This is a genomic window from Alphaproteobacteria bacterium (assembly GCA_016722515.1).
GTDB lineage: Bacteria > Pseudomonadota > Alphaproteobacteria > Rickettsiales > JADKJE01 > JADKJE01.
Window position 1 is genome coordinate 627,893 of record JADKJE010000001.1, and the last position, 21,137, is coordinate 649,029.

The window sequence follows — 21,137 nt, forward strand, 5'->3', positions numbered from 1 at the left end:
GTTTATCGATAGAAAAGTATTTTCTTACTTATCGCTTCCAAGGCCACCTAATTTATAACCAGTTGCATCTGTGACCAGAAAATCACTGACATTCAAAAACTGATTAATTTTTTGACGAAGACGATAAATATGGGTCTCCACCGTATGTGTTTCCATACCTGTGTGTATCCCCCAAAGGGATTTGAGCAGCTGTTCTTTGCTAACGCCAGTCGTACCATGCTGGGCAAGGAAGGTGATGATTTCCACTTCTTTGGTAGTTAAATTCACCATGACCCGTTGTTCCATATCCATGAGATATTTGCCGCGCGGGTAAAGGCTATAGTTCCCAATATGAATAACTGGGTCTTTTTCTTCTTGCTGCATTTCATTTTCAGTAATCGATTGCTGCAACTGTTTGGCAGAAACAGGTTTGGCCCATGTCGTGATGTGTTTCCACTCTCCAGGAGATACAGGCTTTAGAATATCAATCGCCTTTTGCTGATCAATGATCATCAACGTTAGCCCTTTCCACAAGGCATCCTCAGCCTCAGGTATCTGAGTGACAGGATGAATTTTTGTCCCCGGCACTAGTAATTGGGGAATCAGGTAACTTAAATACACGGAGGGACTAACGATTAGAATGGACATCAGACATACTTTTTTCTATCCTTTATAGCCTATCCTAACTTAAGAGGCGATAGCTAGTATGAAATTATTTAGTCCATCCCATCCGTGTGAACGTGCTATCTGCGATATGCGACGGGGCGATTTAGTGTCCTTCAATACCGTCCACCATCATGTCATTATTGCTTCGGGCGAAACTCTGGACTTAACGCGATTAAAAGAGCTTATCCAACACTTCAATACGCAGCCAGTCCTGGTAATTCCTGGTAAACGGCTATCCTTTCTTTATCCAGATAGCTCATTTCCAGAAACCGTTGCCATCCGTTTTACCTCACCAGATGAACTTATCCCCTTTTTAACATATTGCGTGAGTGGACTGGATAGTGACCGCCCTTCCCTGCCTTCATCGTATCATAATCAGGCAAACCCAAGTGAAACGCTGGCTTTAAAGCTTTGCCATTATGCCGAACTTTTGCCTTTAGCCCTGCTTTGGAATGCTCCGGCTTCTGTTTCGCATACACTGACATCCATCACTGAACATGATATCCAGCATTATCCACAGGCTATCGGTGCCTCACTTAAACAAGTCTGCATTGCCCCGATGACCCTCTATCAAACTCAGGATAAGCCCTGCTCCATTATTGCTTATCGCTCGCAGGCAGGGGGTCACGAACATTATGCCCTCATGATCGGCAGTCCACTCACACAAACCTCACCTCTGGTACGCATCCATTCATCCTGTTATACAGGCGATTTACTGGACAGTATCAAATGTGACTGCCGCGACCAGCTGCATTCAGCTATTGAACATATGTCTGACCATGATGGCGGGATCGTGGTTTACCTCATGCAGGAAGGTCGAGGCATTGGCCTTATCAATAAACTTCGCACCTATGCGCTCCAGGCCAATGGGCTGGACACCGTTGCCGCCAACGAAGCATTAGGATTTGAGGATGACGAACGCCAATTTTTGCCAGCTGCCACTATTTTAAAAGATTTAGGATTATCATCAATTCAATTACTGACCAACAATCCGCGTAAATCAGCAGGCCTCGAATCTCACGGCATCAAAGTCAGCGCTTGTATTCCCCATGTCATGGTATCGCACGAACATAACAGAGATTACCTTTCAACGAAAAAAGACAGACTTGGTCATACGTTTTAGTGCATCGACTAACATGCATCCCAGTCTCCACTTGGGCAATCACAGGTATGATCGCCATCATTATACGTGGCACCATTAGGCGGTGTTGCTGCTGCACCAGGACAACTTTTTACCAATGGCGGAGTGGTTGGGGCGACGCCAATATCGCCGTAGAGATGGTAACATTCGTCTTGCAATGCCCACATGATCGTCAGGGCAACTCTGCTTCCTGTATAATTGGGATCATACGCACCAAATCCAGTAGTAGATGTTGGGTAAAGGCTGGTGTCAATGGTTTGTGCCAGCGTTTTATTAATCTTAGAAAGTTCAGCGGTATTGCCAGCACAATCAGCTTCTGAAACCATCAGATGCACCACATCGGTTGCCGTGCTGTTAACATAATCCTTGGTCCGATACATCACAATATCATCCCCTTCAGCATTAGTGGCAACAATGTTATAGGTCTTGTTAATGGCATCCACTCCTAATGCTGTTTTGTTGGCATTCTCCAATTCCTGAGTCGTAGCTGCCGTAACAGGGAGTCGGTTACCACTGGCCAAATAAGCCCCTAAACCATTTCTACCATGGCTCACAATGACATAGCCTCCATTTGCAGTCAACGTAGTGCCATCTTCACTAACAATGAGGTCTCCTACATTTTTATTATAAGAATAGGGTGTACAGCCATCATTGCCTGCGCTGGTTCCTATCGCACATAGCTGGCTGCTCACGTGGTAAGTAAATTTTCGTCCCCATCCATCATACATCATTTCTGGTTTAATACCCAGATTTCTGAATGGAACAGAGCCAAGGTTATTCGTACATTTCATACCGCTACTGTAATCAAGTCCTTCACCGCCATAAATCTTATTGACTGGTGTTGAGCCATCAACGGTTGTGCTGTCGGAACGAACTTTAGGTTCAGCCGGACATGGCAAACGCTTATATTTCACGCGGAATGCCTCGATTGAATCCATCACTGCCCGCATTCTTTCCATCGTAGTAAAGGTCGCATTGGCTTTGAGTTCAGACTCTGGTTGCACTAAACTTAAATAGCCCACCATCAATGTAGCCGCCACCGCAATAATGATACTCAGCTCGATTAAGCTAAAGCCCCTTTGCCCGCTTCCAAGCTCCCGATGCCGCAACGATAACCAACCACGCATCATAAAAATTCCCTTTTTTGTTGCCCGCAAGCAATTTCTGGGCTATAGTGACAGCCCCGCCGGTTGGTGTAGAACCCCCACACCTACTAGCATTATACCTCTTAAACTATTAAGCTTACGTTAACTATTAAGTGATTTACATAAAACGCCGTTAACTCTAATCACGCTAGTATGACGCTTGTTTAACATTTTCATTATGTAAATAGACGGATAGGATCCTTATGACGGAATTAAGAAATATAGCTATTATTGCCCACGTAGACCATGGTAAGACAACCTTAGTCGATGCGATGCTTAAACAAAGCGGAACATTCCGTGAAAATCAGCAAGTCCAAGAACGTGCCATGGATTCTAACGAACTTGAAAAAGAACGTGGTATTACCATTTTGGCTAAATGCACGTCCATTATCCTCGATAATAATCGTATCAACATCGTTGATACCCCAGGACACGCCGACTTTGGTGGAGAAGTAGAACGGATTCTGTCAATGGTTGATGGCGTTGTTATCCTCGTTGATGCAGCTGAAGGCCCTATGCCACAGACAAAATTCGTGTTGGGTAAAGCCTTAAAAATTGGTCTTCGACCGATTGTGGTTATCAATAAGGTAGACCGGCCTGATGCGCGTGTTGATGAAGTACTCAATGAAATATTCGATCTGTTTTCGCTTATGGGCGCTACCGATGAACAACTTGATTTCCCTGCCCTTTTTGCTTCTGGACGTAGCGGCTGGTGTACGAAAGCTCTGGATGATCCACGCGAAAATTTGAAGCCATTATTCGAAACCATTATCCGTCACGTCCCAACACCTGACTCTGATCCAACTCAACCATTCAGCATGTTGGTCTCGCTCCTTGAGTCCGATCCTTACCTTGGACGTATTCTGACTGGACGCGTTCACAGTGGTGTTGCCCGTCCCAACGCACAAGTTAAAGCCATCAACCTGGATGGTACATCACATGATAAAGGTCGTATCACTAAGGTATTGGCTTTTCGAGGCCTTCAACGTGTACCGGTTGATGAAGCGGTCGCAGGAGACATCATTCAGATTGCAGGGCTTTCCATTGCAACTGTTGCCGACACCATTTGCGACCCATCGGTAGAAACCCCTATTAAAGCACTGCCGATTGATCCACCAACCATGGCGATTTCCATCAGCGTTAACGATTCACCATTATGTGGCCAGGAAGGCAATAAATTAACCTCAACCCTCATTCGTGAACGCTTGATGTCGGAAGCCGAAGGTAACGTTGCTATTCGTGTTAAAGAATCAGCGAATCGTGATGCGTTTGAAGTAGGTGGACGTGGGGAACTTCAATTAGGGGTATTAATTGAAACCATGCGCCGCGAAGGATTCGAACTTACCGTATCTCGTCCACGTGTGTTGTTCAAACGTGACGAAGCGTCTGGTGAAATATTAGAGCCGTATGAAGAAGTAACCATCGACGTAGATGAAGAATTCAGCGGTGTCGTAGTAGAAAAAATTTCCATCCGTAAAGGTGAGTTGCAGGACATGCGTCCATCAGGTGGTGGTAAATTACGTTTGGTATTCCATGTTCCAGCCCGTGGCCTTATCGGTTACCAGGGTGAGTTTATGACTGACACTAAAGGCAGTGGTATTATGAACCGTATGTTCCATAGTTATGGTACATTTAAAGGCGAAATCGTTGGACGTCGTAATGGGGTTCTGATTTCAAATGGCCAGGGTGAAGCCGTTGCATACGCACTGTGGAATCTCGAAGAACGTGGTATTATGTTTGTTTCTCACCAGGACCGTGTTTATGAAGGTATGATCGTTGGCGAAAACTCACGTGATAATGATCTCGAGGTAAACGTGCTGAAAGGTAAACAGCTCACAAACATCCGTACCACCAGTAAGGATGAAGCCGTGCGCTTAACCCCTCCTAAACTCATGACACTTGAAGAAGCTATGTCTTATATCAATGACGATGAACTGGTGGAAGTAACGCCAAAGAGCATTCGTCTCCGCAAAGCCATGCTCGATCCAAATGAGCGTAAACGCGCATCACGGATGGGGGCAGAGAAACGTTTGGTTGAATAAGCCTAATAACGTACCTCCCCGCACTCAACCTCCGGCTTAGGCCGCTGGTAAGCCTCAGATTCTTGTGAATAAAAGCAATGAATCTGAGGCTTTTCCTCAGATAGCTAGGCAGAATATCGAAGTTTTATTTTGACCTTGTAACCGCCTTCTTGTAGAATCATAGGTGGCGTGGTGTTCGTTGGGATCGAATGTATAAAATTTTGAGAAATTACCTCCTTAATCTGTCGTTTAAGACAAAGCAAATGATTGCGGTGATGTCGATTGCCATCATGACGGCATTAATGATTGCGGCTGCGTTTATTACGTATGATATCAGCTCTACCAAACGTTCGACTATTGAAGAACTTAACCTTATTAGCAATATCATTGGCAAGCGTACAGCACCAGCTATGCAGTTTTCCAGTCTTACCAATAAAGATAAGGCTTCGGAAAATTTAGCTGATGTCAGCAATAAACAATCCATTGTCCTGGCTTGTGTTTACAAGAAGGATGGAGAAATATTTGCCAGTTATCACCGGCAAGGTTCATCCGATCAGTGTCCCGTTCAATTACCGAAAATTGGCCATAGCATCACCTCCAACAGTGTGAATGTCTTTCAGGAAATCGTTAGTATCAGTAATCAACCGGTTGGTTTTATCCTCGTCAGTTCCGACTTAAAAGAAGTTCACCAGCATGTTTTGTGGTTTGTTACAGGCGTTTCTGGCTTTTTAATGATCGTACTGGTCCTTGCCTACGCTTTAGCCAATAAAATGCAGAAAATAATTTCTTTGCCCATTCTTGAACTTACCAAAATTGCCTCACGTATTACAGAAGATAAAGATTATTCGCTACGCGCTCCCCTCTTTTACCGTGATGAATTAGGAATTCTGGTAGAAAGCATCAATGTCATGCTTTCGGAAATTCAAAAACGTGACCAAGAATTACTGAATGCCAATATGCATCTTGAAGATAAAGTAAAGGAAAGAACCCGCCAGCTTGAAGACTTACTTGAAGAATTGAGAGCAGCTTTACAAGTCAAATCAGATTTCCTGGCGAATATGAACCACGAAATCCGCACACCTATTCATGGCGTGAGAAATTTCATCCGCTTCCTGGTAGAAGATTGGGATACCCTCGATGATATGGGAAGAAAGAGTCTGGCTATTAAGACGCAAACAGCGAGTGAACGTCTCCTGCTGCTCATCAACAACCTGCTGGATTTAGCAAAGCTGGGTGAGAAAAAAATGGAGTTTGATAAGCAGCTTGGCTTGTTATCCCCACTGGTTGAACAAATTTTGCTTGAAAGCGAAGGTCTGGCAAGAGCCAAACACATTACCATCATATTTGAAAAGCCCATCGGCGAACAAGAATTTTATTTTGATCAAGGGCGTGTTGGTCAGGTTATCACCAATCTAGTTGGAAATGCGGTTAAATATTCAAATAATGGCACGATAACCCTTCGTATTATCCAAGCCTCGATAGAATCCGATGACAAACAAGCTATTGATGGCATTGGCCTAAGTATTTCGGATCAAGGAATCGGTATTCCTCCAAATGAACTAGCCTATATTTTCGAAAAATTTGCGGAAAGTAGCAGAACGAAAACAAAAGCTGGCGGCACAGGACTTGGTCTTGCCATCTGCAAGGAAATTTTACAGGCTCACGGCGGGAAAATCTGGGCTGAGAATAACAAAGAAAAAGGCTCGACGTTTACTTTCCTTCTACCGCTATCTAGATCAATACAAGATACACCACCACATACTCAATCGTAATTCTTTGGTTTTGGAGACCTCTATGACTAAAGCTTCCCCTTATGCCGATGTTAAAATTCTCGTTGCCGATGATGATGATGGCAATTTATTTATTGCCGCACATTTATTGAGATCCCGTCTAGGATTTACACAAGTGATCGAAGCTTCTGATGGGATTCAAGCACGAGAACTATTAGACGCTAATAAGGATATTGCGATCATGTTGCTAGACAGAATGATGCCACGCAAAACAGGGATTGAACTCTGCCACGAATTAGCCAATGATCCTGAATATAAACATATTCCTATTATATTCCAAACAGGTAAAACTGCATTGGAAGAATTAATGGAAGTCCTCGATGCGGGCGCTCATTACCTGGTCAAAAAACCTTTCCAACAAGAAGAATTGCAAGCTTTCTTTTACCCCATGGCTGACCGAGTGTTGCGAGAACGGCATTTTCAAGAAGCATTAGCTAAACCAAGTGAAACACCCCCAACCTCCTTTGAACTCAGTACATTGGAAGAAGCCAAAGACATTGCCCTCAAATTAGCTCGACATTTCCCGCAACCTATGGCGGTCGCTCCAACCATCTACGAATTATTAGCGAATGCCATAGAGCATGGCAATTTAAGCATTAGGAATTTAAAGGCCACGTATCTAAGACAAGGAAATTATCAGAAGAAACTTATAGAAGCCCTTGAGGATCCTGCCAATAAGGATAAAAAAGCGAAAGCGTCGATCATTAAAGATGCAACCAGTGTTTCCGTGTTCATTGAAGATCAAGGTGATGGCTTCAATGCCGATCCTTACCGCTGCGTTGCTGCCGAATCAATTGTCCTTCCAACTAAAAAAGGCATTACCCGTGCGTGTACCGCCTTCCACCGGGTTGAATATGTGGAACCAGGCAACAAAGTGAAGGCGACGTGGATACTGTAGCACAATGTCTATCTAATTATGCCGCAATCGAATCCGCAACAAACGTATTAGGATGATCACCCACCACATGAGGTTTGGTAAAGTCGATAGTGCTCAACACCATTTTACGCCCACGATACAAGGGTTTATCTGGAATAATAATATCAGGGCGCATCACCATATTAAACCCTATTCTGCGAATATGATTCCGGTTATTACGCGCTTGAATAAGTGGCGTAACCGTAAAACCAAACGTAGCACCTTTTTCAATGCTACCTTGTATCTGCAGTTCAATAAGATTTCTGGCTATGGTGCCATCATCCCGATATTCAGGAAGCAACGCCATGCGGGTGACTTCAATATACGACTTATTGCGTAATTTTAATTCTGGCAAATTATCAATCAGTTTAAATTCGTCTGATTCATGTGGCAAAAGGTTATTTGAGCCTTTAACACGCATGGTACAACGACTCCCGCCTATGACTTGATTGCCTTTTCGAACCACAACAATAGCGGTATTGGGATCATGGTCATATTCATCACGATGATCTTCATAGCTCCCAAGATTAAACTCTGTAATATAGACATATTCTCGAATTTTCAAATATGCCTCTATGAAACATGGATTTTGAGTAAATTCAAGCGTGAGGTTAGGAACCAAGGCTAGATTAGGTGCAATCATGTTGACCTCCCCTTATTCGTTTGTCTTGAAAATGAATAGTTCTCAACTAATTTTGAGATCGATTCACTATAACTAGTATCGAGAGTAATCCGGTATGGATGATTCTCAGGCAGTGCATTAACCAAAACTTTATGGGCTTTACCGAGATTATGGTAAGGCATTAGAGGAAACAAGTGATGAAGCGTGTGATACCTCAAACCAACTGGAAACAACCAGAAAAGATAAGGAGTCCCTTCTACAGTAACAGAATCGAGTATCTGCTGCTTACGATCCAACTGCTGATGTTGGGATACATAACGGTGACTGACGACCACGCGGTAAAAATTGAGAAGATACATCAGATACATGGTGAACATCCACACACCCAACAATTTCCATGGTAAAATATGGGTTATCATCAGTCCTATCAACACACTATTATACAGAAAACAACAGCCATCTTGAATGTACCATTCCTTCTTTTCCCGTGGTGAAGGAGGCTTGCGATTATATTTAAGGTTCATGACTAATGTAGAACAATGTGCAAACACCCACAGCCTGCCTTTTTCGCCAATGAAGGGGAGCAACACGGGAACAACCCCAAACCTTATCAGCAAGAATGGCGGAAACATTGCCATGGTCAATAAAGGTATAATCAGGGTAAAAGGTGGGTAACTCGCTAATGTATCATACTCGGGATCATTAATGGTCCCATAGGTATGGACATTATGGTGATCTTTATGCGGCCGGTAAAAATAGGTCGGCAATTTATGAAGAAAACCAAACATCAGATTATAAGCCAACGAAAACCCCTTAAGACGCAGCCCCAAATGATACGCCTCGTGAACAAATATAGCAGAACGATAAAGCAAAATGGCAGATATAATCATGCTGGCCATTTGCATGAAGGAAGCATTGGGGCTTAACGCCGCCAGATATAACAAGCCACTCCCTATCAAACTGGATGCTAGAAAATCCACCCAATATAATACTGGATTCGGTTCATGAAAATCAGTCATAATCCCCATATACTGGGAAAGCACCAATTCGCCAGTCTGCTTCCCCTGCTCTACTAGAAAGCGATGGTATTGTTTTTCCACCACACTATTCTCCCCACCAGAAATCAACGTTCGGGGCTACCTTACCAAAATATTGCGTTAAGGTGAAGACAAATCTTCAAATCGTCACAAAACCGATCCAGGCCTTAAAAAATATAGTCTGGGAATCATGCGATTAGAAACTGACTTTTACTTTACCGAAAATATTTCGTCTCACTTCTGAAGCCGGTAGTGAGGGAATAGAAGAGAATTCTGGATGATAGGAATCAAACAAATTTTGTCCGACCAGGTCCAACTCGACTGCCTCTGTAGGTTTCCAAGCTATACGCGTATCAAACCTGAAATAACTTGGAATATTGATGGCGGTCAGATCATCGGTATAATACAACGTATTATCCACTTCTATTCGATGAGGTAAATCAAAATGCGAACGTATATTAAACTGATTCTGTGGCGCTTTGCCGTCTTCTTTAACCAATTCGGTGTCGCCGCTGTTATTACGGAGGTGGGTATCAATCTCGATGAATGAATAAGAACCTGATAGTTCCCAAATCGAACTTACTTGCCATGAAGTTGTCAGCTCAAAGCCATAGCTCTCGCCATAGCCATTATTATAAATGGTTAATGGTAAAGCAATATCACCAGACGCAGGTCCGGCGATTTCAAAGGTTCTTAAATGATTATAATCATTATAAAACGCCGTGGCATCGATCGTGAGTGACTCTTTAGGCCGGATACGATAACCCAATTCATAGGCTATGAGATCTTCAGAGTCAAATCCATCCCGTCCCACTTGCTCAACAAATCCAGAAAATGGGATGGTTGCCAGAATTTGGGTGATATCGTGCTCAGCACGGCTTGGTGTTCTGACTGAGCGCGAAACAGCTCCCCACACCGTTTGATTTTTGGTGGGTAACCATGCCAGCCTTGCACTCGGCTGAATTTCAATACCTGTATAATCATTATGCTCAAACTTCGAACCGAGTGTTAAGAACACTTCATCAGGCCTTAAGGTCATTTTATCCTGAATAAAACTGCTAAATAGATTATCACTTCGTTGATGAGGAAGAAATTCAAAATAAAAGCGGTCAGGTTCATTGTGAGCTGTTAAGCGATACCCAACACCCCAGGTAATCTCATGAATCCCCATGGAAGCAAGTGTATTTTGGAAATCCAAGTCGAATGTTGTTACATGTTCCCGCGATACATCAAAGTCACGTGAAAAATGGTCAATATAGGTTTGCAAAATAGAATTGGAACCATTGGAATTGGTATGATTCCAGCGCCCCAATAAATTTCCACCATAGACAGGATTATCATCCGTCACCGATTGGGCAAAAGGAGGGGCTAACGTAGGAAGTATGGCAATACGATCAACATTTTCTTTATAAATATCCCCCTGGAACGTCACGTTATCGTGGCTGGTTTTATCCCAATCAATCCTGAAGCCGGTTTGTGCATTATCCCAACCATCATGGTTTTGTCCACCTGCTAAAGCGTGAGACTCTTCGTGGTTTGAATATTTTACGTAAGTACGATAAAACGCATTATCACTGATTTTTCCACCAATTCGTGCATTACCAACCTCTTCATTATTGCCAACAATAACAGACGCTGTCTTGCCAATGGTATTATTGGCTTCTTCCGTAATGATATTGATAATTCCGTTAACCGCATTGGCTCCCCACAGAGCCGCACCTGGACCACGAATCACTTCGATTTGTTTGATATCATCGATAGGAACATCCTGAGAGTCCCAGTTCACCCCAGAATAAACAGGTGTGTAAACACTCCGACCATCAATCAACACCAATAATTTATTGGTCAACTGATCGTTAAAGCCTCGGCTGGAAACAGCCCATCTGTCCGAACCAATCTGCGCAACATCCAGGCCGGGTACACCTCTTAATATTTCAGGAATCGAAGTAGCGCCTGATCGTTTTATATCTTCTCTGGTTATAACATAAATGGCTGCAGCTGCTTCAAATGGATCTTCTGGCTGCTTGGATACCGATGTTACTTTCGTATTTTTCAACGCTTTCAGCCGCTCAAGATTTCCCAGACCTTCATCTGCATAGCTGAAATGGGGCAATGCAATCAGCAATGATGCACATAAAATACTCGTAGAGCGAAAAAGGTTGCAGTTCATAAATGCCAAACTAGATATTAGCGTCCATGTTATTTTGAGAAAAATATGTAAATTTTTAATTAACGTTGCTACCATGTTATTCCCTCCCTACTTTTCCAAAACGTCAGCAAATGCAAGTAAGTCACTATCAATGACTATATTGGACTTTGCGGCCGGTTTAAGATTAATCCGTAAATTGATACCATCATTCTTGACAGCCAGCTCAATCATTCCGCCACGATCCGCAAAATTCTTGATACCGCTAATGGTAAGAACTGTTTTACCTTCACTATTTTTGAGGATATTCGCATAGTTACTTTGTTCTGCGGCGCTAATATATAACATATGGCAGCCCACCATGGTGTTATCTGCTCCACGTGGCTCCACCGTCACTTGCTTTGATTTGCGACCCTCCTTTTTATCTTTGGCTTGCTCTTTTGGAATCAAATCTGTTAAAGCCGGTATAACCGAATCCTTGCCCAAGGTGCAAATCGTAATTTGATTAGGGTTTAAGGATTTATCGTTCCATTTAATGTAAGGGATTAAAGCGTAAATCCAACCTGCTTTTACTTCGTTATCAGCGGTTTGTGCATTCGCTTCTACGCCAATAGAAACCATCACCACCAAAACAAAAACAATAAAGACAAAACTTCTAAACATATTTAATTTAAATTATATAAATTATATTTTTATTCTACCTAAGAATAAACGAGAAATACTCCAATAAATCGCACTTGACCATTCCCTTAGATATCCATAAAATAACTTCGCGGAATAAAACCAACGACCGGTCTTATAGATCGTAAATACCTACAGCCTAGAAGAATAGTTCAAAATCCATCGCTAAACAAGAGGAGATTCTATGGCACATAAGCTTATTCAGGCTATTAATACATGGAAGAATATCCTCGGCGTAGATGCTGTCAAAACGGATGCAGCAACATTAAACTCATTTGAAAACACCACGTTTAAAACAAAGCAACGTGTTAGTGCGGTACTGTACCCATCTTCACGTGAGGATGTACGGGCCATCTTGAAAATTGCTAATGATCACCTTGTGCCGCTTTATCCTATCAGCATCGGAAAAAATTGGGGATATGGTTCGCGTGTGCCGTCACAGGATGGCTGCGCGATTGTATGCCTGCAGGCCCTAAACCAGATTATTGATTATAACGAAGGCCTGGCCTATATCACGGTAGAGCCTGGTGTCACGTTTCAACAGGTTAAAGATTACCTCGAAGCAAACAAATCACAACTTATCCCTCCCGCTATTGGCTCCTCCCCTGAAGCAAGTTTGATTGGCAATGCACTGGAACGTGGCATTGGCAAAGGTACTTATGGCGATCGCTTTGCACATAGCTGCGCCATGGAAATCGTCCTGGCTGATGGGAGAATTATTGAAACCGGATTTGGAGCTTTCCCCAACTCCCATGCCGCACCCATACATAAATGGGGTATGGGTCCCAGCCTAGATGGCTTATTTAGCCAGTCCAATTTTGGTATCGTCACCCGCATGACATTCTGGCTCCAGCCCAAACCTCAGCATTTCCAAACATTTTTGTATACGATTAAAAAACCATCCTCATTGAAGCATGTCGTGAATGCGTTGCGCATCCTGCGCCTTGAGGGGACATTGACTGCCACCGCTACCATATCCAATGATTACCGGATATTATCAATGCAACAACAATTTCCCTGGAATGAAGCACCTCAGCAAATACCACTTCATAAATCCTATATTGAACATAAACGGCGTCATTTTGCCAACGCCGTTTGGGTAGGCGATGATGCGTTATTATGTTCAAGCCCAGCCATGGGTAAAGCTGCCAAAAAGCGTATTAAACAAGTTTTGGGTCCTGTAGTTGACAAACTGGTGTTTATCGATAAAACAAAAGCGCGCTGGCTGACTAAATTTCAAAAACCAATTGAATACGTTACCGGTATTAAACTTCAGCAGCCATTAATGCTCTTCAAATACTCCCTCTATCTTGGCCATTACATGATTCAACAATTCAGGATGTGCTATTGGCGTAAACAGAGTTCCATCCCCGCAGAAATGGATTTGGACAAAGACCGCTGCGGTATAATCTGGTGTTCTCCTCTCGTCCCTTTTTCGGGCGAGCATGTCATGAAAGCCTTAAAGATATTAAAGGACTGCTATAAACACTACCAATTCGAACCCAATATTGGCCTTAATTTTTTAAGCAACCGATCCATCGCGTTTACAGCTGCCATTATCTTTGATCGCGATCAGCCTATCGAAGATGAAAAAGCTCTCGCTTGCTACCATGCCATGAATGATACCCTCGAAAAAAACGGTTATTTCGCTTATCGTTCAGGCATTCAGGGTACAACACATGGCCACTCCTATTCTCCGCATTATGCAAAAGTTCTTGAATCTTTAAAAACAACATTTGATCCCAACAACATCATTGCACCCCATAAATATGGGATAACTGCACCAGCAAACGAAGACCAAACCATAGAATGGAAGCAAAGCGCATAAACACAACGGAAAGAATCTTAAGCAGCTTCACTCTCCGGATTAATAATCCGAAAACTGTATACCATGTCCCCGCACAGGTGTTACCTATGTCACCGGTCTATACAGCTTTTCAAGAGGGATGAGAATGTTCGATGAGCCGCCCCCAAAAGCCATGTTTCATTATTCATCAATATGTTATCTCCTGATTTACCCCACCTGTGACAGATGAGTAGGCTGGTATTTTCAGAAATTCCCTAAAACTTGTGGCGGTTTTGCTGTTGCCAGAGACCAAATCCACATACGCTTTGCGTGCAGCCTTCTGGTCAAGAGGGTCTAGCAGCTTACCAGCAAGGACTTGTTTTACCTCTTTCTTTGTATACTCGGGCACTTGTAGTGTCATTAAACGGCACGACAGTGCATCACTTTGTTTGGCACGCCCGGCCATACTGGCTGGATTTTGGGTACCAATAAGGGTAAATCCTACCTTGTTGGGTAATTTACCCCCAGGGGTTTTTCCATTGAGTAAAGCATTCAGAAGCGATTCCATCATCGATGCGCTGTTGAACTCATCCATCACCACCACTGCACCTTCATCAAATGCTTTTAGCAAGGTGCTCGATTTCTCACTCAGTTGCATACTAGCTGGGATGACATAATATGTTTTTTTGGATGTGGAGCCGGTGCTAGCTTGCGATGCTTCCACATAGCCTTTAGAATGCAATACGTTAAACACCAGTTCACTCTTACCCACACCCGGCTTGCCTTCAAGCAGCATTCCCCCCAATCCAGGGAATCCTTTTAGCGCCGGAGTCTGCCATCGCAATAAGCGGACGTTTAACAGATCATTTAAGGAATGGGTAATAGCTCGACGTGAAGAGGTAAGAACGTAGTTGTTCTGACTCGTTGATTTTATCTTATATCGAGCTAAGCGCTCTTGGGGCTTATGTTTTTCATCAAACGCACGGCGGTAGGTAGCTGGCACAAGCGCAGAAGCGACCTTATATGCATAATGCTGAGCTACCTTTTCAGGATCCGCTGTTCGACGTTGCTTGCAATAAGCCAATGTCAAAAGCGCCATCATCTGTACTTCACGTGGTGAAATCAAGATTTTATCGTTGGAATAAGCACACACGTCACGATAGACATTGAGAAATATTAGCGCCAGTTTTGCCTGCTGTTCATGGTTAAAACTGCCTTCCATGATTGGCTTAAGCTGGGTCTGGAAAAGCATTTCTGCTGGCATTGGCTTAAACAAGACAGCATTACCATGACGCTTAAAGAAGCTTGGCAATGTACGCGCGGCCCCATAATTAAGCGGGTTAGCCGCAAAGACTACTTTATGCTCAGGCGTAAGTTCATAGTAGATGCCATCAATAACAATAGACGGAGGGTTATTAAACAAACCTTCAAATTCACTCCAGTTGCGTGTGGTGATGTTGGCTTCATCGATAAAGAGGATTTTACGCCCAGTTGTCTTATCCTGCGCCCATTGCTTTAATGCAGACACTCCTTCATAGAGCCCTTTAGCATCAGGAACCAGTTCCTGTTGTACAAACGTTGTTTTTCCAACGCCTGTCAATCCGGTTAACAACACAAAAGGAGAATGTTTAAGAACGGCATTAACTTGGCACAAACGGTTCGCCTTAAAGGCTTGGGTAATGGCCTCGCTGTTTTCTAAATCATAGTCAGCCATGGCTATCGTTTCTGGAAGAGAATAAACACCTACCCATGCGTCATCACTGTTAGCACTATTGTGTTGAGGGTGCTGTTGCAAGTAACTGCAGCGTGCCTTTAAAGTGCATAATGGCTCACTCTCAAAATGCTTATCTGTCAGTTGGTTATATTCTTGAGCGCGAATGCCTTGTTTGCTAAGGGCATTCTTTTTGTCGTCTGCGGTTATGTGCTGACTTTGATATGGCATATACCCAAGTGCACTTGGACCATCGCTGACCAGAATAAGATCTGTCTTAAGGTTGGGATCAAGGCTACGCTGTATCAATAAAGGTGCAAGCGCATCACACACTTCAGAAGAGAAATGGCCTTTGAGGATAACGTTCTGCTCTTCGGTGAAGGCTTGAAGCAAAACACCGTCGGTTTCGTCAAAGATAAAACGCTGTTGCTCGCTATCGTATTTTCCAGTGCGTTTAACCAACAAGTCGGCACTGCTTAATTCAGACACATCGATGATACGATAAGCCCTATCCTTTTTGGCTTGCTCAATACTGGTATCTGGATCAGTGCTTTCAATTATGGTTGTATGTGATTGTGTTTGCCACTCCTTCGTAACCAAACATAAGTGATGGTCATTGCCAGTACTGTTGGTTACAGCAAGTGTAACTCCGTGTTTTTTGCACTGACTTAGCAGCATCGCCCATTGATGTTCATTTAAATCACGGGTCAAGATGACTTGAAGAGGTTTGCCCGGATGCTGTTTAAGATGCTGTTCAATGAGCCCAGTTTGCGAGGTAAGGCTGTGCGTGTTGGCATCGTACTCATATTGAGTAAAGAAACGATGCAAGTGGCTGGGGTTTAACAGCGGTGCATTAGGGTCAACTGCATGCGACTCAGTACTTATGCAGGCATGAAGTGACTCCCAATCATACCCTTTTTGAAAACCAATACCTAATGAAGGCGGTAATGTAATCTGCCGGCCATCATGAGCAATAAAGCCACGCAACCGCGCCTGCTGCCAAAAATGACGAAACTCCGGGTCCTGCGAAGGCGCATTATGGAGCTCGATAAAACGGTTGCTTGCCAAAGCTTCCATCAATACTCCTTCTTTGAAAATCAGCTTATTACCTTGAATTTGCCATTGGCCAAGGAGTCGTTGTTTCCAATCATGGGCATTAAATAGATTAATAATGTAAGGCGGATGTTTCTTCGCGTTATCAGAGGTGGACTGCCATAGGTTGTTTTCTATGTGTAAGACGTTGTCTGCAAGCTGTTCTTTTGTCAAAGGACAACGTTTTTTGCTATCAAAACGGCCATAAAAATCCCCTCCCCGGTAAGTACTGGGGTTACCTGCATTGATAAGTCCTAGAACCAATGTGTCTTCTGGAACTGCATATCCATCCACCATACGTTTATTGTCGAGTATGCTGTTGAATTGAATAATCTCATCGGCTTTGAAATTATCATAATTAATGATAATAACCGGGTTAGAGTTTTTATGGGTTTCCAGAAACTCTACCAACCGACCAGCCGGTGGATTAACAATCTTTCCCTGCATGTCATCTAAGCGCTTAATGAAGGGAGCGCTACACACAAGGTCGTCAGGGGAATTGGCGAAGAACAGCGGACGCTTCTGTTTGATGCATTGTTGCTCAAGTGCCAGTTGAAGAGCATAAATGTCGGAAGCGGATTTTGCTTCAACGGCAATTTTGCGCCGTAGCGTGTTATTCTTTTTTCGTTTATGAGGGGTTAATAATTGCTCGCAATAGGAGGAGAGTGAGACTGCGGGTTTATCGTTGACCTTTTGAGCAAGCTTGTCTTTATAATATGCCGTGCGCTTGGCAAGCTCTGCGGCTTTTTGTGCCTTTTTCTGAGCTTTTGCCACTCGCTTTTTCTCGGTTTTTTTTGCTTGCGAAAATGCCTGCAATAGGCTGGGGCCTTTGGCAGACTCTTTTTTAGCTTCCAAGAGAGGTTTTTCTAATAGGCTTATTCCTCTCTTTGATTCTTTAATCTCTTGCTTGTGCTCCTTTGCAGACTGCAACTGCTGGAGAATCTCCAAGACAGGTTTTCCACCATTACTTAATGTATACTCATAGCTTTTCTCTAATTCTTTGATCGCTTGCTTGTTTACTTTTATAAATTGCAAAAGATAGCGTTCGGTTAATGCTTTAACGGATTCATTGTTATGCATGAGACCCAAAAACCACGCGGGACGTCCATCAGTAGCGCGCAGCAGAAGGCCCCTAAAGCTTGATGGTTCTAATGAATAATCCTTTAACATTGAGCAGAGCCTGTTGGCATCTGTGCTACGTGCCTTACATAGGACAAACAATCCTCCATCACGGATGAAATCATCAACATTGGGAATAGTGATATCGGTGGGTATGCAATGAGGTGGGAAAGTTGTGTCTCTATCTGCAATAGCAAATACCAAGTCACCAAGGCTTTTGTTGATAGCATCTAGCACATCCTTAGTATTCTCAAAATATTTGTATCCTTTGATATAATTGGGATCATAAACTAACCATAGGTTCTCGCCAGATAGAGAATTCTGTAACTTTATACAAGAAATGCGGTGCCATGGATTTTCAAAAAACATTTTTACTAGCTGATCAGCTTCTACTCTGACTTCAAGGAAGCTCTCAATACAAGAACCTAGGTAATACGGTGTTTCGGAAGACAATCCGACTGATGATAATTGATAGTCATCTATGTAACTAAGCAATTTGTCCGCTACAACACTTAAAGTACCAGAAATCGTTTTTGCTTGACCGTCCCAATCACGAATCGATTTAAGTTGTTTTATAATCTTATTCGGATGATCATTGAAATATTGGGATAAAGCACGACAGATACCGTTTTGAATAAGAGGTATTTTGTCTACATTACGATTCTTTAGTACCATATATTGAGAGAGCTTTTCAATCACCATAGCCTGATTGAGGGTTTCATTATCTCCTTTAAACTGAAACAGCTGGTTCTTATCGTATGGCGTAAAGTGGCTATAATCAGAAGTATCGTGCTGAGGATCCGATGGTTGAGTATCATGGTTATTATTTACTAAAGTATTTAGCTTCGTAGCGTTTTTAAGGACTGCCCTCGACTGTTGGTCACTTATATTGCTGCCACTAATATTCACGTTTTCAAGCTGTTGTAGCGGTAGATCTTTTAAATGACCTTTTCCCAGGTTTGAGCAATTCAAAATAGACAAACTTTTTAACCTCGTGGCTTTTATAAGGACAGCCTCCAACTGTTGGATAGTTATATGGCTATTATTAATCACAAGCTTTTCAAGATGTCGTAGACAAAGATTTTTTAAATGACCTTCACCCAGGTCTTTGCAATTAACAATACTCAATTCTTCTAGATTCGTCGCGTTGCTAAGAATTGCCTTCAACTGTTTGGCAGTTATATTGCTACCATTAATCTTCAAACTTTTAAGCTGTCGTAGCTGAAGGTCTTTTAAATGAAATTCTTCCAAGCAGAAGCAATCCTGAATCTCCAATTCTTTTAGATTGGTCGCATTTCTAATGATTTCCCCCAACTGTTGCGCAGTTATATTACTACCGCTAATCACAAGCTTTTCAAGATGTGGTAGCCAAATATCTTGTAAATCTCCAGACATCTCCAATCCAGTAAGTGTCAATAGTTTTAGATTCTGCGCGTTCATAAGGAACGCCCAAAACTGTTGGGCAGATAGCCGGACCTCATTCATCACGAGCGTTTCAAGCTGGGGTAAACAGAGATCTTTTAAATCAGATTCTACCAGCTTTGAGCATTCCGTAATTTCTATTTTTTTTAGTTCCCTAGTATTTTTGAGGATTGCCTCCAACTGTTGCGAAGTTATGCTGCTCTCATAAATAATTAAACTCTTAAGCTGTTGAAGTGGAAGATCTTTTAAATAACCATTGCCCATTTTTTTGCAGTTTGCAATACAAAGCTCTTCTAGATTCGTTGCATTGATAAGGAACGCCTCCAACTGCTGGACATCCTTACAGATATCGCTAATATTTAAACTTTTAAACTGTGGAAATGAAATATCTTTTAAATGAATTCCTACCAGTTTTTGGCAATAACTAATCTCCAATTTTTCTAGCTCACTAGTATTCTTGAGGATCGCCTCCAACTGGCGTGCAGTTATGTTGCTATCATAAATCTTTAAACTTTTGAGCTGTTGTAGCGGAAGATCTATTAAATGACCATTTCCCAGTTTTTGGCAAAAAGTTATACTCAATTTTTCTAGCTCCCTAGCATTTTTGAGGATTGCCTCCAACTGTTGCGCAGTTATGTCGTGATCATAAATCTTCAAACTTTTAAGCTGTTGTAGCGGAAGATCTTTTAAAGATTCCATTTCTGAAATGGCTACAACATTACTAAGGTATATGGCTGCTTGCTTTGGAATGCATTCTAAGATCGTTTTTAACTGTCGTCCATTAATCTTTACATTAGCTGATCGCTCTCCAACAGTGAGGCATTCAAGATTCGTTAGTTTTTTGAGAAAGCTATAAAACTGAGCTTCAGGTATTTTTTTAAATTGTTTTGGCGAAATGTCTATCTGTCTGACCATGGTGTAATGGTGTTCGTCGAAGCGATTGAGGACTTCTTTAGTTAGAATCTTATCAATATGGGTAATATTAGGCAGCCTGTTACCCCGCTCTTCCTCTTCACCTTTTATCTCAGATAGACGACTAACACTACATGTGTGTGATTTTGGATAATATGAATCGATGTAGTCAGAAACTTTTCCTCGCACATATTCTGGTAGTCTTTGTAATCGACTATCGATTTGATAAGGCGGTAATTCGTTGCCTGCATTCCAATTCTGCAACCAGTAATTATCTAAAATATGGATTTGGTCACGGGCAAGGCCATAGGTCTCATAGGCACGGTCAATCAACACATTCGGCGATTCAAATTGGACGTTTCTATGGTATCGATCCAGCGATTCTTTTGTTAAAGGCACTAAGGAAGCACCAGAGCCGTCACTTTGCCAGCACAAGACCTCCCCTCCTTGATCCATCCATTGTTGGAGCACTTTACGGGCGTGAATCTTTTCCCATTCATACCAACGACAAACCAGCCAATCAGCAAAAATCAACGTTTTTGGTTTTTTGACCGCTGATTCCGACATATTGCTATAACAGGGCTTCCCCTGACCTAGTCGAGATACATCCAGATCCCCTGGTGGATTTGCGCTAAATTGTTTACCTTCGAGTTTCTGGTCGCAGTAAAAAGCTTCATTGAATTTCATATCAACTTACCAACATTATCTTTTTACTACTATACATCAATAATGTTGTAGAAATACGAAACTTGATATATTTACACCACCAGTACTACGGATGGTATAATGGTATATTCAGTAATTCCCTAAAATTTGTGGCGGTTTTTCTTGAGACTAAATCCATATACGCGGTGCTTGCAACCTTTTGGTCAAACGGGGCTAACAGCTTATCGGCAAGGACTTATTTTACCTCTTTCTTTGTATACTCGGGCACTTGTTTTCGTCAGATAC

Annotated in this window: 12 protein-coding genes; 5 read left to right on the forward strand and 7 right to left on the reverse strand. The window is 42.6% G+C overall.

The window, feature by feature from the left end; genetic code table 11:
- Positions 1 to 24: 24 nt before the first annotated feature.
- The gene (locus tag IPP74_02855; protein ID MBL0318232.1) at positions 25 to 627 is read right to left on the reverse strand and encodes a winged helix-turn-helix domain-containing protein; all 603 of its coding nucleotides are present in this window, start codon (positions 625 to 627) and stop codon (positions 25 to 27) included.
- A gap of 58 nt (positions 628 to 685) precedes the next feature.
- On the opposite strand from IPP74_02855, the gene ribA reads away from it, so the two are divergent.
- Entirely contained in the window at positions 686 to 1,768 is a 1,083-nt protein-coding gene (gene ribA, locus IPP74_02860; protein MBL0318233.1) for a GTP cyclohydrolase II RibA, read from the forward strand.
- Positions 1,769 to 1,776: 8 nt separating this feature from the next.
- Here ribA and IPP74_02865 read toward each other — a convergent pair whose 3' ends face one another.
- Entirely contained in the window at positions 1,777 to 2,916 is a 1,140-nt protein-coding gene (locus IPP74_02865) for a prepilin-type N-terminal cleavage/methylation domain-containing protein (GenBank protein MBL0318234.1), read from the reverse strand.
- A gap of 218 nt (positions 2,917 to 3,134) precedes the next feature.
- On the opposite strand from IPP74_02865, the gene typA reads away from it, so the two are divergent.
- The 3 genes from typA to IPP74_02880 all read left to right on the forward strand — a co-directional run bounded on the left by typA (position 3,135) and on the right by IPP74_02880 (position 7,640).
- The gene (typA, locus tag IPP74_02870; GenBank protein ID MBL0318235.1) at positions 3,135 to 4,973 is read left to right on the forward strand and encodes a translational GTPase TypA; all 1,839 of its coding nucleotides are present in this window, start codon (positions 3,135 to 3,137) and stop codon (positions 4,971 to 4,973) included.
- A gap of 188 nt (positions 4,974 to 5,161) precedes the next feature.
- The gene (locus IPP74_02875; protein ID MBL0318236.1) at positions 5,162 to 6,724 is read left to right on the forward strand and encodes a HAMP domain-containing protein; all 1,563 of its coding nucleotides are present in this window, start codon (positions 5,162 to 5,164) and stop codon (positions 6,722 to 6,724) included.
- Between the two features lie 22 nt (positions 6,725 to 6,746).
- On the forward strand, positions 6,747 to 7,640 hold the full coding sequence (locus IPP74_02880) for a response regulator (GenBank protein MBL0318237.1): 894 nt from the start codon (positions 6,747 to 6,749) through the stop codon (positions 7,638 to 7,640).
- Between the two features lie 16 nt (positions 7,641 to 7,656).
- Here IPP74_02880 and IPP74_02885 read toward each other — a convergent pair whose 3' ends face one another.
- The 4 genes from IPP74_02885 to IPP74_02900 all read right to left on the reverse strand — a co-directional run bounded on the left by IPP74_02885 (position 7,657) and on the right by IPP74_02900 (position 12,126).
- Positions 7,657 to 8,301 carry a GNAT family N-acetyltransferase gene (locus tag IPP74_02885; GenBank protein MBL0318238.1) on the reverse strand — a complete coding sequence of 215 codons (645 nt, stop codon included), beginning with the start codon at positions 8,299 to 8,301 and terminating at the stop codon, positions 7,657 to 7,659.
- Positions 8,298 to 9,383, reverse strand: a complete 1,086-nt coding sequence (locus tag IPP74_02890) for a fatty acid desaturase (protein MBL0318239.1) — start codon at positions 9,381 to 9,383, stop codon at positions 8,298 to 8,300. The genes IPP74_02885 and IPP74_02890 overlap by 4 nt, the downstream gene beginning before the upstream one ends.
- 130 nt (positions 9,384 to 9,513) lie before the next feature.
- A complete protein-coding gene (locus IPP74_02895; GenBank protein ID MBL0318240.1) occupies positions 9,514 to 11,562 on the reverse strand; it encodes a TonB-dependent receptor in 2,049 nt (682 codons plus the stop codon).
- A 12-nt stretch (positions 11,563 to 11,574) separates the two neighbouring features.
- A complete protein-coding gene (locus IPP74_02900) occupies positions 11,575 to 12,126 on the reverse strand; it encodes a YfiR family protein (protein MBL0318241.1) in 552 nt (183 codons plus the stop codon).
- A gap of 202 nt (positions 12,127 to 12,328) precedes the next feature.
- Here IPP74_02900 and IPP74_02905 point away from each other — a divergent pair, with 202 nt between their 5' ends.
- A complete protein-coding gene (locus tag IPP74_02905) occupies positions 12,329 to 13,972 on the forward strand; it encodes an FAD-binding oxidoreductase (GenBank protein ID MBL0318242.1) in 1,644 nt (547 codons plus the stop codon).
- 166 nt (positions 13,973 to 14,138) lie between these two features.
- Here IPP74_02905 and IPP74_02910 read toward each other — a convergent pair whose 3' ends face one another.
- The gene (locus tag IPP74_02910) at positions 14,139 to 20,873 is read right to left on the reverse strand and encodes an AAA family ATPase (protein ID MBL0318243.1); all 6,735 of its coding nucleotides are present in this window, start codon (positions 20,871 to 20,873) and stop codon (positions 14,139 to 14,141) included.
- Positions 20,874 to 21,137: the final 264 nt, after the last annotated feature.